General features: G+C 58.1%; 12 protein-coding genes and 1 pseudogene. 10 read left to right on the plus strand and 3 right to left on the minus strand.

Annotation, left to right across the window (positions count from 1 at the left end; translation table 11 throughout):
- Nucleotides 1-230: 230 nt before the first annotated feature.
- Together ABYV26_RS00265 and ABYV26_RS00270 are read left to right on the plus strand one after the other, a co-directional pair.
- On the plus strand, nucleotides 231-599 hold the full coding sequence (locus tag ABYV26_RS00265; protein WP_372677026.1) for a hypothetical protein: 369 nt from the start codon (nucleotides 231-233) through the stop codon (nucleotides 597-599).
- A gap of 71 nt (nucleotides 600-670) precedes the next feature.
- Nucleotides 671-1,147, plus strand: a complete 477-nt coding sequence (locus tag ABYV26_RS00270) for a YbhB/YbcL family Raf kinase inhibitor-like protein (RefSeq protein WP_372677028.1) — start codon at nucleotides 671-673, stop codon at nucleotides 1,145-1,147.
- A 204-nt stretch (nucleotides 1,148-1,351) separates the two neighbouring features.
- Here the strand turns inward: ABYV26_RS00270 and ABYV26_RS00275 are convergent, their stop codons facing one another.
- Together ABYV26_RS00275 and ABYV26_RS00280 are read right to left on the minus strand one after the other, a co-directional pair.
- On the minus strand, nucleotides 1,352-3,640 hold the full coding sequence (locus ABYV26_RS00275) for a nickel-dependent hydrogenase large subunit (protein ID WP_372677030.1): 2,289 nt from the start codon (nucleotides 3,638-3,640) through the stop codon (nucleotides 1,352-1,354).
- A 67-nt stretch (nucleotides 3,641-3,707) separates the two neighbouring features.
- The gene (locus ABYV26_RS00280; RefSeq protein ID WP_372677032.1) at nucleotides 3,708-4,796 is read right to left on the minus strand and encodes a hydrogenase small subunit; all 1,089 of its coding nucleotides are present in this window, start codon (nucleotides 4,794-4,796) and stop codon (nucleotides 3,708-3,710) included.
- Nucleotides 4,797-5,329: 533 nt separating this feature from the next.
- Here ABYV26_RS00280 and ABYV26_RS00285 point away from each other — a divergent pair.
- The 8 genes and pseudogenes from ABYV26_RS00285 to ABYV26_RS00320 all read left to right on the plus strand — a co-directional run bounded on the left by ABYV26_RS00285 (nucleotide 5,330) and on the right by ABYV26_RS00320 (nucleotide 11,905).
- Entirely contained in the window at nucleotides 5,330-6,166 is an 837-nt protein-coding gene (locus ABYV26_RS00285) for an SDR family NAD(P)-dependent oxidoreductase (RefSeq protein WP_372677034.1), read from the plus strand.
- A gap of 80 nt (nucleotides 6,167-6,246) precedes the next feature.
- Entirely contained in the window at nucleotides 6,247-7,974 is a 1,728-nt protein-coding gene (locus tag ABYV26_RS00290; protein ID WP_372677036.1) for a thiamine pyrophosphate-binding protein, read from the plus strand.
- Between the two features lie 111 nt (nucleotides 7,975-8,085).
- The gene (locus tag ABYV26_RS00295; RefSeq protein ID WP_372677038.1) at nucleotides 8,086-9,027 is read left to right on the plus strand and encodes a bile acid:sodium symporter family protein; all 942 of its coding nucleotides are present in this window, start codon (nucleotides 8,086-8,088) and stop codon (nucleotides 9,025-9,027) included.
- A 45-nt stretch (nucleotides 9,028-9,072) separates the two neighbouring features.
- Entirely contained in the window at nucleotides 9,073-9,885 is an 813-nt protein-coding gene (locus ABYV26_RS00300) for an SDR family oxidoreductase (RefSeq protein WP_372677040.1), read from the plus strand.
- 49 nt (nucleotides 9,886-9,934) lie between these two features.
- Nucleotides 9,935-10,594 carry a TetR/AcrR family transcriptional regulator gene (locus tag ABYV26_RS00305; RefSeq protein WP_372677042.1) on the plus strand — a complete coding sequence of 220 codons (660 nt, stop codon included), beginning with the start codon at nucleotides 9,935-9,937 and terminating at the stop codon, nucleotides 10,592-10,594.
- A 205-nt stretch (nucleotides 10,595-10,799) separates the two neighbouring features.
- Entirely contained in the window at nucleotides 10,800-11,204 is a 405-nt protein-coding gene (locus tag ABYV26_RS00310) for a hypothetical protein (protein ID WP_372677044.1), read from the plus strand.
- A gap of 12 nt (nucleotides 11,205-11,216) precedes the next feature.
- Nucleotides 11,217-11,630 (plus strand): annotated as a pseudogene (locus ABYV26_RS00315) (DsbA family protein); the annotation flags it as partial.
- Nucleotides 11,627-11,905, plus strand: a complete 279-nt coding sequence (locus ABYV26_RS00320; RefSeq protein ID WP_372677045.1) for a hypothetical protein — start codon at nucleotides 11,627-11,629, stop codon at nucleotides 11,903-11,905. The pseudogene ABYV26_RS00315 and the gene ABYV26_RS00320, both read left to right, overlap by 4 nt.
- Nucleotides 11,906-11,912: 7 nt before the next feature.
- On the opposite strand, the gene ABYV26_RS00325 is transcribed toward ABYV26_RS00320, so the two are convergent.
- Nucleotides 11,913-14,022, minus strand: a 2,110-nt coding sequence (locus tag ABYV26_RS00325) for a hypothetical protein (RefSeq protein ID WP_372677047.1), incomplete at its 5' end; no start/stop codon positions are given.

Below are 14,022 nucleotides of genomic sequence, written 5' to 3' on the forward strand. Positions count from 1 at the left end.
TTTTTTCTTGGCTGAAAAGAAAGCAGCCAGAGCCGGTTCATGTCAGCCGTTGGCCTGTCGCACGATCGCTCTGGCTGCCGCTAAACCATTGGAAGCCGGCAAGGGGTTTGCGCCTTGTTGAAATATCGTTGAAAAAGGCTTACTTTTTTTAGGTACAACCCACAGACTGCCTGCGCTTGTATCGATCCTTGCTCTATCAAACCGTTTTGGCCAATAGGAGGGGAATGCCCATGATGCGTCTATTGAAGGTTGCCATTGGACTAATTGCTGCCCTGCCGGCAATGGTTTTTGCCGGTGAGGCGGATGTGACCCGTGTCGAGGTGAGACAAACAGCCAGCGGAATATTTCACTTCGATGTGACCGTGCGCCACGACGATACGGGGTGGGATCACTACGCAGACAGATGGGAGGTGCTGGCGCCGGACGGCACACTGCTGGGAACCCGGACGCTTTACCATCCTCACGTCGACGAACAGCCCTTTACGCGCAGTCTTTCAGGCGTGGCCGTTGCCGAAACGATCTTGGAAGTGACCGTTCGTGCCCATGATTCGGTGCACGCCTTCGGCGGTAAAACAGTAACCATGGCGTTGCCTCGTTGAACCGACGGGTGATAGCCGATATTCTGATCAACTTCAATTGGGCCGCCGACCGGCCCCACGCGGAGGCAACCATGACATTTTCCATTTCATCCAGCGCATTTACCCATGACGGAGAAATTCCAGCCACGTACACCTGCCAGGGTGAGGATGTCGCTCCACCGCTGCAGTGGACAGGGGTGCCCGGGGACGCCAAAAGTCTAGTCCTGATCGTGGATGACCCGGATGCCCCGGACCCTGATGCACCGCGCATGACCTGGGTGCACTGGGTGCTCTACAACATTCCACCCGAGGCCGAAGGGCTGCCGGAGGCCTGCGCTGCATCGGATTTGCCGGAGGGCACCGGAGAGGGCCTGAACGACTGGAAGCGCACCGGATATGGCGGTCCATGCCCGCCCATCGGGCGGCATCGCTATTTCCACAAACTTTACGCGCTGGACACCCTGCTGCCGGATTTGAAAAAACCAACCAAGGCAGCCGTCGAATCGGCGATGAAGGGTCATATTGTTGGGCAGGCGGAACTGGTGGGCACCTACCAGAAAAGCCGTTAGCCGGCAGGCCTTCAACCGTCCAATTCTTTTTGTCAGGTTTGGTTGTGACCCGCAAAGGGCATTGGGGAACTTTCAACGGATGTCGCCGATCCAAAGCAAATGAAAGAGTTGAATTCGGGGATTCAGGTGGAAGATGTCCTTAGGGGCCATTGGGTGAGGGCTCGAGATCACCAGTTTGATAATCTCGAGCCCTTCTCTACTTTTTTAAACGACTTTCACCGAGTAGGTTTTGTCCGCACGGGTGTCGATCACATGCACACCGCAGGCAATACACGGATCAAAGGAGTGGATCACCCGGATCACCTCGACGGGGCTGGCCGGGTCGGCCACCGGAGTCCCCACCAGGGCCTGCTCCAACGGCCCGGGAATCCCCTCGGCACAGCGTGGCCCCAGGTTCCAGGTGGTCGGCACCACCATCTGGTAGTTGTCGATGGTCGACCCCTGAATGCTAATCCAGTGCCCCAGCGCCCCTCTGGGGGCCTCCAGAAAGCCGGTGCCTGAGCTGGTTCCCATCGAATAGTGCTGGTAAATCTGTTTGTTGCCCAATGACAGGTTGTTCTCCAGTTTGTCCAGCCAGCCCACCATGGCGTCGCCGATGATGGCGGTTTCAAGGCCCCGGGCAGCGGTTCGACCCAGTGTGGACAGCAGATTCGCCTCGCTCAAGCCTGTATCAATCAGGAATTGATGAACGGGATTGACAAATTCCGCCTGGCCCAAGCCGTAGCCCACGAGCACACGGGCCAGGGGGCCTACCTCCATGGCCTCACCATCCTGCCGAGGGGCTTTGAGCCAGCTGTAGCGGCTGTCAAGGTCCATACCCGTATAGTTGGGCACGGTTTCCCCCACCTCCGGGTGATAATCCGTTGATCCGGCATACCAGGATCGGGCCACGTGTTCGCTGATATGGATCGGATCAAACGCCTGTACATTGTAAATATCGCCGTTAATGATCAACCCCCGTGGCATGAATAGGTCGGCGGGGACATTGGGACCCACGGGGAACTCGCCGCAGGCCATGAAGTTGGAGAAGCTGCCGACGGTTGCCCATTCGGGGTATTTGGCTGCCACCGCCTTGAGATCGGGGAGATACACCGTGTTGACGAATTTACGGGTCTCCTCCAGGTAGGCGCGAAAGCTGTTCAACCGATCGGCGGACAATTCACCGCCGCAGGTGACGCCCCCGACCACAGTAGACTGGGGGTGGGGGTTCTTTCCTCCCAAGATGGCCATCATTTTTGCGGCGGTGGCCTGTTTCCGCAAGGCCTCCAGGTAGTGGGCCGTGACCAGCAGGTTTTCTTCCGGACTCATGACGTAGGCGCTGTGACCCCAGTAGCCATTGGCAAATGGACCCAGGTTGCCGGTAGCGACCAGCGCCTGCAGTCTTGATTGGGCGCCGGCAAAATCGATGGGGTCGGCATTCGGACTGATGGCACGGGCCAGGTTTTCTGTGGCCGCGGCATCGGCGCTCAACGCGCTGGTAATGTCGACCCAATCCAGTCCGTGCAGGTGATAAAAATGGACAATGTGGTCGTGCAGGAACTGGGCGCCGAGCATCAGGTTGCGGACGATGCGCGCATTGTCGGTAATCTGAACCCCCACCGCATCCTCAATGGCGCGCACCGAGGCCAGATCGTGGACGTAGGTGCACACACCACACAGGCGTTGGGTGATCAGGGGGGCGTCAAGGGCATCGCGGCCGGTCAAAATGGTTTCGACGCCCCGGAACAGGGTAGCGGTGGACCAAGCCTTGCTGACCCGGCCGTTATCGACTTCCACCTCGATGCGCAGGTGCCCTTCGATCCGGCTGACGGGGTCGATGACCACGCGCCCGGGAGGAGTGCTGCCGTTGTCGTTGTCCTGTTCGCTGGCATTGACGTAAACCGTCTGGGTTCCGGCAGCAGACAGGGCGAAGGTGGCCTGGCTGCCGGTGTCGTCCCCATCTTCGGCGGCCGCTACGGTGATCGGCTGAAAATCATCCCAATTGGTTGCGTCGAACAGGTAGGTCAGGCCGGAAACCACCGACAGGTCGGGATCGCCGCTGTCATGGCCGACGGTCACGGAAACGGATTGGCCGGGATTGGCGCTGAGTTTGACCCGAAAGACGGCGGTGCCACCTTCCACAACCGATATCGAGTTGCGATCGGTGACAATCTGATAAGTGGGGACGGAGCTGTCGTTGTCGACTTCGGTTGCGGATACCGTCGCAGCCGTGACCCCTGCTCCGGAAAGTCTGAACGAGGTCTGGCCGTTTGCGTGGTCGCTGTCCTCGGAGGCAGCCAGGGTGACGGTCTGCCACTGGTTGTAATTTCTTCTTGAAAAGGTCATCTCTCGGCCGGATGAAACCTCGATGTTTTCATCTCCGGAAACCTGCTCTACGTTGACCTCAAGGCTTCTTTTTCTCGGCCTTGAGGATAGTCTTACGTTAAAGGTCGCCTGCCCGCCCTCGGGAACCTGAATGGAATTGACGCTGGTGATAATTTTAGGATCTGCCATGCTGGAACTCCTCATTGATTGGTTCTGATATGTTGTTCATCGAAATGGCCATTGGATGGGCTGCCGGTTAATCATCGATCGGGGCATATGTCCCCCCGGGAGCCTCTGAGTGGCAGTTGGCGCAGCTGCGGTTGCTGTCCAGGTTGATATCGTGTTCCCGATGCATGGCCTGTTGGAACTTCCGCGGATTGTCGCTTTGGGATTCCTCGTCCTCGAAAATATTGCCGCCGTGGCAGCGATTGCAGGAGGCCGTGGTCTGCTCCTCGTGGGCCACGGCATCTTTGCGGTAGGTGTGGAACATGGACGCCCACATGGGGTTGTAAAAGGGGGCATGGGCGTCCCAGAAATTGGGTTCCGCACAGCCGATGCACTGGTGTTCGGCCTGCACACACCACGACTCCTGGTTGTACAGGGTCTTGTGGCAGTTGTTATACGATCGCGGCCCCTTGCAGTTATACCCTTCCATGCAGCCATGGGGAACGGTGCAGCTGGAGTGGATGGTCTGGCCGTGGCAGAAGGTGGGCCGCCCGTCCGATCGAAGGGCCGGCATCTGGTTGTTGAGCAGGTAGCTGGTAACCAGGGCCACCAGGTTGATCGGATGCGGGGGGCAGCCGGTGATATTGATGGTGTCCACACCGATGGCGTCTTTGACCCCTTTGGCACCGGTGGGATTGGGTGCCGCTGCGGCCAGGCCGCCGTAAGCGGCGCAGGTCCCGAAGGCGATGGTGTGTTTGGCGTGCGGAATCACGGATTGGGCGATGTCCAGCATGGTCCGCCCGCCGACCATGCCGTAAACCCCGTTGTCTGCCGTGGGAATGGAGCCCTCGGCGATGCAGATGAACTCACCGGCGTGGTTGAGTACGGTCTGGTCGCGGTTGTATTCGGCCTTTTCACCACAGGCCACCTGGATGGTCTCATGGTAGGTGACGTTGAGGACATCCAGCAGGATGGCCGTCACATCTGGGTCGGCAGCGCGTAAAAACGCCTCGCTGCACCCGGTGCATTCGCTGAAGTGCAGCCACAATACGGGGGGGCGGTTGTCGCTGGTCAGGGCCTGGGCAATCTGCGGGATCATGGTCTGGGAAAGGCCCAGCGCCGCTGCCACACTGCCGCAGTACTTTAAAAATGTTCGTCTCGAAATGTTGTGAGGGGTCATTGCGTCTCCTTTGGGTAATCAGTCCGTGAACCGTCAAACCTATCCGTCAGTTTCAATTTCTTCACTCTGGTGTACGCTTTGTTCACTTTTTGCATCGACAAACACATTCGTTCTCATCGCCTCCCTGTCGCCAGATATAAATTAAGAATATAGAAAAAACGCTGTATAAACCTTATTTTGTGCATGTCTCGTGGTTCACGCTTCGACATTGACAACCTTTGCCAGCCGTTCTCACTGCAAGTCACCTGCCAAGAAAAATATTGGCAAGCAATCATCATCCTCATCTCAGCTGTGCAAGGCTGCATGGCGCATAATGTTGGTTCCCCGATAGCGACTGACCCCAGTTGCATGAGGATTGACCCAAAAGCCGGTCAATCCGGTGAGCAGGTCATCGATCCGATCGGGTGTCATAAGCTTTATTTTTTTTGTTGACCATGACTCGTAATCAGATTAGTGATCAAATACCGAACGGTGCTCGATAAGCTGTCTTGATTCCTATCATCTTTGCATCACACCAACGACCAGGAGGAAACATGGATAAATTGCTCGCCGGGAAAACCGCGGTGGTGACCGGTTCCGGTAAACGGTCCGGTATCGGTTATGCCGTGGCACGCAAACTGGCCGCCGAAGGGGCCAACGTGGTCATCGCCGACCTGGGGTTGAATGCGGACCCGGAATTGGCGGTCAGGACCGGCGATGAAAGTGAAATGGCCGATATCGCCCGAGAGATCGCCCAGGACCATGCGGTCGAAACCATGGCCGTCAATCTTGACGTCACCCGCCCCGACAGCATCGCCCGCATGGTGAAAACCATCGCCGGGCGGTTCGACGCCGTTCACATTCTGGTGAACAATGCCGGCGCCACCTTCGGCGTACCCAATGCCGTGCATACCTATGACGAAAGTGCCTGGATGAAGACCATCGACGTGAACCTGCATGGCGTCTTCCGCGTCAGCCGCGCGCTGCTGCCGATGATGATCCTGGGTGGGGGCGTGATCGTCAACACCGCTTCGCGGGCGGGCAAGGTGCCGGCCCTGTTCAACGGCGCCTACGCCGTGGCCAAGGCCGGCGTGATCATGCTCACCAAGGTCATGGCCGCCGAATTGGCCGGCAACGGTGTGCGGGTCAACGCCGTCTGCCCGGGACAGATTGCCACGGACCTCGAAAAATGGCGCTTCGGTTTGGAAGCTCAGTTCTTCAGTTCGACTATAGAAGAAAGGGAGAAGGAAATGTGCAAGACCATCCCTTTGGGCCGGATCGGCCGTCCGGATGAAGTCGCCGACCTGGTGGTATTTCTGGCATCGGACCGCGCCGCCTACATGACCGGCCAGGCCATCAACATCACCGGCGGACAACTTATGGAGCTTTAGCGTCCGGGGAGCCGACGGGTAATACCCCAAGGCGGCCGGCATGATAATCATTTCATCAAACGACGGATACTGGAGGGATCATGGCTGAAATAACCGGAGGGGAACTGCTACTAAGGTGCCTGCACGCCGAAGGGGTGCGTCATATCAACGCCATCACCGACGGCACCTACATGATGGTGATCGAAGCCCTGGAGCGGCTCGGTGACGAATTGAATATGCGACTGGTGGTTCCGCGTCATGAAGCGGCCGCCGCCCATGCCTGCGATGCCTACACCCGGGTGACCGGAGGGCCGGCGGTGGTCATGGCCTGTGCCGGTCCGGGGGCGGCCAACCTGGTGGCCGGCATGATGTGTGCCCAGGCCGAAGGCAGCCCGGTCGTGGCCATCACCACGACGCGCCGCAGCGACATTTCCGATTCATACGTCCACCAGGGAGGCATGCAGGTCAGCAACCATCTGGACGTGTTCAGGCCGGCGGTCAAATGGAACGGGAAAATCGACCACTGGAAGCGGATTCCCGATATGGTGCGCCACGCCTTCCGAACGGCCATGTCGGGCAGACCCGGTCCCACCCACATCCTCATACCGGAAGATATCATCTCCCAAAAGGGCGACGACGCCGGCGTGACCATCGTTGCCCCGCAACGATACCGGGTGGTTGATCGGATGCCGGCAGACCCCGGGACCGTTCAACGAGCGGCGGAAATGCTGGTAAACGCCGATCTGATCAACATTCACTGTGGAAATGGCTCGGAACGTGCCGATGCCGGCGAGCAGGTACAACGGCTGGCCGACCACCTGGGATGCCCGGTGACCCATACCATCCGGGCCCGCGGCATCATTCCAGACGATCATCCCCTGTGCTTTCATCCCACTTGCATGTCACGCATCGTGGCCAACAATCAGGCCGATCTGGTCCTGGCCGTGGGGACGCGGCTGGGAGAGCTCAATATGTGGGGCCAGCCGCCCATGTTCGGCGAACCGGACAAGCAGCGCCTGATCCAGATCGACACCGAGCCCACCAATATCGGGCTCAACCGGCCCACCGATATTGCCCTGATCGGGGACGCGCAGCTGGTGTTGGCGCAGCTGTTGGATGAAGTGCAGAAGCTGACGGAAAAGCGCCCCCATCATGCTAAAATCAAAGAACTCAGGGCTCTTCAGGATCAGTTTCAAAAGGATTTGGATGACGCGGTGGCCGACACGGCGCGTACGCCCATGTTGACCGGTCAGATCTTGAAGGCCTGCAACGATTTTTTCAGCGACGATGCCATTTTCGTGATGGATGGGGGCAACACCACCCTGTGGGACCTGCATTATCATGTCGCCAAAAAATCGCGTTCGGTGATTTACTCGATGAACTACGGGCATCTGGGTACGGGATTGCCATACGCCATTGGCGCCAAGCTGGCCTGTCCGGATAGACCGGTGTACTGTGTGACCGGCGACAGCGCCTTCGGCTTCAACATCCAGGAACTGGAAACCGCCGTGCGCAACCGTCTGCCCGTTATCATCCTCGTGGCCGTGGATGGCGCTTACGGCATGGAAAAGAGCGCCCAACTGCGCCAGTTCGGTCGCGAAGCCGCCTGGTTCGGCCATGACCATGCGCCGGTCCGCTACGACCAGGTGGGCACCGCCATGGGGTGCCACGGTGAATACGTGGAGGCTGTCCATGAGATCCTGCCGGCCCTGGAACGCTCAGTAGCCTCGGGAAAGCCTGCCGTGATTCATGTGGTCGTCGATCCCGATGCCAATGTGGATCCACCGGGCAACTGGTTGTGGGCGGCCGCACGATCGGGAAAGATGTAGGTGCTTATCCAGAAAGGTTATAACCGTTCGCCCAATAAATGACGTCAGAACTCCGACATCCGTCATCTGGCTTCCGTTATTCGCTTCGGACAACAACCAAGGAGACATCCCATGGAACCGCTCGCCATCGATCAGGTCCGGCTCAACTTCAATCCCCAGGGGCTCATGGCGATCAACGCGGCCATCGGCCTGATGATGCTGGGCGTTTCCCTGGACCTGAAACTCGACGACTTCAAGCGCATTTTGGTCTCCCCCAAAGCGCCCTGCATCGGTTTGATGGCCCAGTTCATCCTGCTGCCGGCATTCACTTTCCTGTTGACCCTGATATTAAAACCGCATCCCTCCATGGCCTTGGGGATGATTCTGGTGGCGGCCTGCCCGGGTGGCAATCTGTCCAACATCATGACCTACCTGGCCAAGGGCAACTGCGCGGTGTCCATCAGCATGACAGCCATCTCGACCGTGGCGGCGATTGTCATGACCCCGCTCAACCTTTCCATATGGGGCAGCCTCAATCCGGCCACGGCCGACATTCTGCGCCGGGTCAGCCTCAGTCCCGTGGATGTGTTTATCACCGTTTTCGTCATCCTCGGCATACCGCTGATCATCGGGCAGATGCTGGCCCGTTTTTTCCCCAACCTGGCCGACCGGGTGCGGCGCCCCTTCAAGATCTTTTCGCTGATCTTTTTCATCCTGATTGTCGGCGGTGCATTGGCGGCCAACTGGAACAATTTTCTCAGCTATGTGGGCATCGTCATGTTTGCGGTGTTTGTCCACAATGCCCTGGCGCTGAACCTGGGATACTGGTCGGGGCGGTTGGCCGGGCTGGATGAACGCGACGCACGCGCCACCTGCATCGAGGTGGGCATTCAGAATTCGGCCCTGGGTTTGGTGCTGGTTTTCAATTTTTTCGACGGGCTGGGCGGCATGGCCATCCTGGTGGCCTGGTGGGGGGTGTGGCATATTATCGCCGGTCTGGCCACGGCGTTTATCTTCACCCGTCGCCCGCTGCCTGACCCTGAGCGGGCGGATCATGAAGCGTCCCGGGTGTGATCGCATTGGCAGGCGGGGCTGCGTCAATCAACAAAGGAGACATGCGTGGCCGGACGAAAATTTTCCAACAAGGTCATCGTCGTGACCGGCGCGGCCAGCGGAATCGGGCTGGCCGTGGCCAGACGATTCGCCCGGGCCGGAGCGACCTGCGCCCTGCTGGACATGGACGAAGCGCGTTTGGCCCGTTGCGAGCGGCAATTCAGCCAAGCCGGCCGCCGGGTCATGGGCCTTCCCTGTGATGTGACGCGACGTGCCGACTGCGAAACGGCCATACAGTCCGTCATCGACCGTTTCGGCGGAATCGACGTGCTGTTCAACAACGCCGGCATCACCCAGCGCAGCGCCTTCACCGAGACCCGCATCGAGGTGTACGAACAGGTCATGGCGGTCAACTTTTTCGGCGCCCTATACTGCACCAAGGCGGCCATCCACAGCCTGATCCAGCGGCGCGGCCTGATCATCTCTAATGAAAGTATCGCCGGCCTGGCACCGCTTTTGGGCCGCACCGGCTACGCCGCCAGCAAACATGCCATGCATGGCCTGTTCACTTCCCTACGCAGCGAGGTCAGGGATCAGGGCGTTCACGTCATGGTGGTCTGTCCAGGCTTCATCAAGACCCGACTGCAGGATCGGGCGTTGGGGGGGGATGGCACGGTCACCCGTCACCCCCAATCGAGGATCGGCAGGCAGGGCACCCCGGAGCATGCCGCCGAAGCCATCTTTCGCGGTGCGGAGAAAGAAAAAGACCTGCTGGTGCTCACCGGGATGGGAAAAATGGCCTATTGGATCAGTCGGCTGGCGCCGGCATTCTATGAGCGCCGCATGGCCAGCCGGCTCAAGGCGGAACTGAAGCGTTGAACCGTATCGAGCGAACGATGAATTGGTTTTCATCCTCATTAGGATAATTATGGGACTCAAAGAGAGAAGGGAGCGGGAAAAAGAAGCGCGCAAGCGGCAGATCCTGGCGGCTGCCAGACGGCTGTTGTTCAAAAAGGGGATTCAGTCCACCAGTATCAATCAGATCGCCCGGACGGCCGAACTGGGCATCGGCACGATTTATTTCTACTACCAGAGCAAAGAGGAGATATTCTACTCGCTTCAGGAGGAGGGCCTGGATATCCTCTTTCGCGAGATCGCCGCCATCGGCCGGGCCCACACGGCACCCGGGGACAAACTTCGTCAAACCGGGTTGGCCTACCTGCGTTTCAGCAGCGAGCATAAGGACTATTTCGACATCATCAACTACTTTCTGGCCACCCCGTCGGTGATTCTCGGCAGCGACCTGAAACAGAAAATCGACCGAAAAGGCAGCCACATCCTGCGGCTGATCGCCGGGTTTATCCGTACGGGTATCTCCGACGGCATCTTCAGACCGGTGGATCCAAAAAAATACGCCGTCATGTTCTGGGGGGCCCTGCACGGGCTGACCCAATTCAAGAAGCTGGAGGAGACCGTATTAGAGGGAGAGGATCACGGTCGCATTTACAACTACGCCGTCGAACAATTGATCGACGGCTTGAAACGCACTGATCACCGGGACCTGGGCCTGAAATCAGGCGACGGATGACCGAAGACTGGGGTCGGAGGTTCGAAAACGGAAGTAGAAATTCTGGGACTTGCCAACGAAAACATCGACAAGGGAGCGTTGTGTCTTGCACCGGCCCCCTTTTTCGGTGTATTGTACATCCTATCATTCCGGTTCAATTGATGCCGGCCTCGACCGATCGATCAATCCGGTATCCCCCTTTTTCAACACCAACCAGAGGATTTACATGTCAAGAAAAATGAAATTGGCTCTCTTTTTCATGGTTATGCTGCTTCCAGCGTCGCTGCATGCCACATTCGAGGTCGAAAGCGTCCTCAAGACCGACATGGACGCAGCGATTCTGGATGTGACCACCAATCCGGCCGAAGAACTGGTCTTTGTCCTGACATCCGGGGAGGTGCTGATCTATTCGAGCTCCGATCAAGTCGTTTTGGACCGCATTCCGGTTGAAAAACAGTTCGACCGGATCGCCTATCAGGACCCGGACCGGTTGGTCCTGACCGCCGCTGAACCATCCCGGATCAACATCATCCGGTTCAGCCGCATTTACGATATCGATCTGTCCGGCAGGGCGGTCAAGGGGCTCCGGGATGCGAAAGTCACCCTCGTGGTGTTTGACGACTACCAGTGACCGTATTGTGCTCGTTTAGAGCAATACATCCAGCAGGTGCTGGAAAAATTCCCCAATGACGTCAGCTATGTAATCAAACACTTCCCGCTTTCCAACCATCAATTCGCCCATCCAGGTGCCATGGCGGCGCTGGCTGCGGGCAACCAGGGAAAATTCTGGGAATTCCACAGCCAACTGCTCGAGAATCACCAGCAGCTCAGCGATGAAAAAATTTTGGAAATCGCCGGTGGGATGGGGTTGAACATGGAACAGTTCAACCAGGACCGCCAGTCTGCATCCAGCCGCCGAATCATCCAGGAAGACATCGAAAATGGGAAGAAAATCGGTGTTCGCGGGACGCCGTCGGTGTTTATGAATGGAAAGCGGATCAGCAACCGGGAGTTGGGTAACCTGCCCGAATTGATCATGCGGGAACGTGGTAAATGAAAAACAGACGATTATGGTTTTCGTTTTCGTTGTTGGTACTTTCACTGTTTTTGGCGTCATGCACCCACAAACCCTATCATCCCACTAAAAGTGAGCGGGAGTGGACCATCGACAACGAAGATTGCCAGCAATCGGTCAGAGAGGGCATTCGCGATGAGCCCGATACCTATGACAACTTCGACGAGATGCGGTTGATCCGCCAATGCATGAGGGATAAAGGTTGGCGGTGGGAACGCACCGACCTGTTTGACTTTAAAAAGCCGGCGGCGGAATAGGCAGCCTTCAATCGACGGAGGTGCCGGCGATGGGTTTAAAAAGCCGCTCCATGGCTTTGAGATAGCCGGGTGCGCACTGCAGGTAAAAGGATAGCCCCTTCGAGAAGTTTATCCCCACCACGCCATCAATGAACATCTGGCTGATTTCCCGTTCGCGCTTAAGGATTGTCTGACAGCCTGCCAGAATTCGCTTTTCTTCATTGGAAAGGGTTTTAAAGAGATACTTGAGGGCCGTGCGGGCCCGGGGCTGATACATCCAGAAATAGAGCAGGTCCAGTGCCCCGATGACGATGAGTCTTTCCAAGTCCTTGGCATCGGCATTGGCATCGATGCGCTCCTTGCCGATGGAATCGAGCGTTTCCCATACATTCAACTCCGGCAGCTGGGCTTCCAGGCGGCCGTAAGTGTCAAAGAGCTGGGACAGGGTGTCCGCATAGTCTTGGAAGCGGGTCTGAATATTGCTGAACCGGTCCGCGGTTCCCTCGATCACCCCGGCCACGGTGTCAGAGGCCCCCTTGGAGATGACCGCCGCCCATTTTTGCAGATGCCCGTCGATACCCGTCACGCCGAGCATCCCCAGCAGGCTGCCGATGAGCATGTTGAGTACGATGGCGATGGGAATGGAGAGGATGCTGCGGAAAAAGTTCCCATACACGGCGCCTTTGGGCAGTCCCCGGAACAGGTTGTGGCTGGACAGATAAATGCCGTTGGCCACGGCCATGACCGTGTAGAGGGCCATTGGGTTCGTCGCCGTCGTAATGCCCATGAGTCGATCCAGAAAAAGGGTTTTGACCAGATAGTCCAACAGCGGTACCGAAAACCCGGTAAACAGCAGTGAATCGGATATCCTCACCCAACTGACGTAATCGTTCCAGCGCAGCAGCGGTGAACGGCTGACGCCACCGCCGCCCAGCACCGACTGGACGATGTTTCTGACCCCCGTGATGCCGAACCAGATGAACGCCCCCAGGTAGGCCAGCACCCACCATGAGTTGGTCAGATAGAAGCTAAGAAAGGCCGGAATGAATCCCATGAGTATTTTCAGCCCGTTTCTCACCGTACTGTTCAGGTAGAAGGGCGTAATGGTGGGCTTGGGCGCGGCTGCCGGACTGCACTCCAGCCGCAGACCGTTATCCGAACGGTCGGCAATACCCCCTAAGGTGACGATGTTCCCCTCAGGTTGCATGCGGGTGAGGTGGGTCTGGACCAGCCAGTCGACCAGACGGCTTTTGCCGAGTACCTTGAGTAAGGGCAGATGTTGGATCAGACGCTGGTGAAGTCCCTGAGATCCTTTGGGACTTCGATAGGGGATGTAGGTGACCCGCTTGTAGACCGGTATCTGGAAAGGAATCACGCTGCGGATGGCCCGGTTGGGCGGTTCCGACGGGTCGCCGAGCGCGCAGGGGATCTCCCCCGGCGCCACGTGCTGGCGGTGCTTGCACAACCGGCGGGCGCTGGGGGGAAGTGTCTCTAAAATGGCCAGACCCATGCCGTACATGCGTGAAGAGTGGCCGGTCGAGTCGCTGCCGATTCTCGGTTTGAGATGCATGGAGCTGTACATGGCCGTGAACGCGGAGATATCGTGGAGGATGATGCCCAGCTTCTCGATGCGCTCCGTCTTGCCGGAAAAGGGCTTGGCGGTGGCCAGCCGTCCGATGATTCGCCGGATGACCCGCTTCAGGTTGATGGCATTGCCCTCGTTTAGCGCCAGCTGGAGTTCGCTGATCTCCTCGATGTAGCAGGTCTTGCCGGTGGTGTAATCCTTGAGGTTGAAAATTTCCAAACGGCTGATGAGACCTTCGCAGTCGTAGAGAATTTCCACCACGTCCTCGGGAAGCAAGTCCGTCAGGTTCAAGGTGACCCGATAGCCGGTGTGCAGGCTGGTGACCCGTTCCAGCAGCTGTCTGGGCGTCAGGTCGAGCATTTCGGGGGTGTTCGGGTCCTCGTGGACCTGGTTGGGATCGGGGATATCGGGATTGGCTGCCGGCCGCAGAAACTGACGCACGATGGTCTCCGAGTCCAGGTCGTTCATTTGATCCACCAGTGATGCCATATCCGCCCTTTGGCCGTCATCGGCACTTTCACAGGCGTTACGCAAGTCCTCGACCCTTCGCTTC

It is taken from the genome of Desulfosarcina sp. (assembly GCF_041551955.1).
Lineage (GTDB): Bacteria > Desulfobacterota > Desulfobacteria > Desulfobacterales > Desulfosarcinaceae > Desulfosarcina.

Bases quoted from the DNA above. Each gene is read 5' to 3' on its own strand.
- ABYV26_RS00305 (WP_372677042.1), top strand. From the start codon at position 9,935: ATGGGACTCAAAGAGAGAAGGGAGCGGGAAAAAGAAGCGCGCAAGCGG.
- ABYV26_RS00320 (WP_372677045.1), top strand. From the start codon at position 11,627: ATGAAAAACAGACGATTATGGTTTTCGTTTTCGTTGTTGGTACTTTCA.
- ABYV26_RS00275 (WP_372677030.1), bottom strand. From the start codon at position 3,640: ATGGCAGATCCTAAAATTATCACCAGCGTCAATTCCATTCAGGTTCCC.
- ABYV26_RS00285 (WP_372677034.1), top strand. From the start codon at position 5,330: ATGGATAAATTGCTCGCCGGGAAAACCGCGGTGGTGACCGGTTCCGGT.
- ABYV26_RS00295 (WP_372677038.1), top strand. From the start codon at position 8,086: ATGGAACCGCTCGCCATCGATCAGGTCCGGCTCAACTTCAATCCCCAG.
- ABYV26_RS00280 (WP_372677032.1), bottom strand. From the start codon at position 4,796: ATGACCCCTCACAACATTTCGAGACGAACATTTTTAAAGTACTGCGGC.
- ABYV26_RS00290 (WP_372677036.1), top strand. From the start codon at position 6,247: ATGGCTGAAATAACCGGAGGGGAACTGCTACTAAGGTGCCTGCACGCC.
- ABYV26_RS00310 (WP_372677044.1), top strand. From the start codon at position 10,800: ATGTCAAGAAAAATGAAATTGGCTCTCTTTTTCATGGTTATGCTGCTT.
- ABYV26_RS00270 (WP_372677028.1), top strand. From the start codon at position 671: ATGACATTTTCCATTTCATCCAGCGCATTTACCCATGACGGAGAAATT.
- ABYV26_RS00265 (WP_372677026.1), top strand. From the start codon at position 231: ATGATGCGTCTATTGAAGGTTGCCATTGGACTAATTGCTGCCCTGCCG.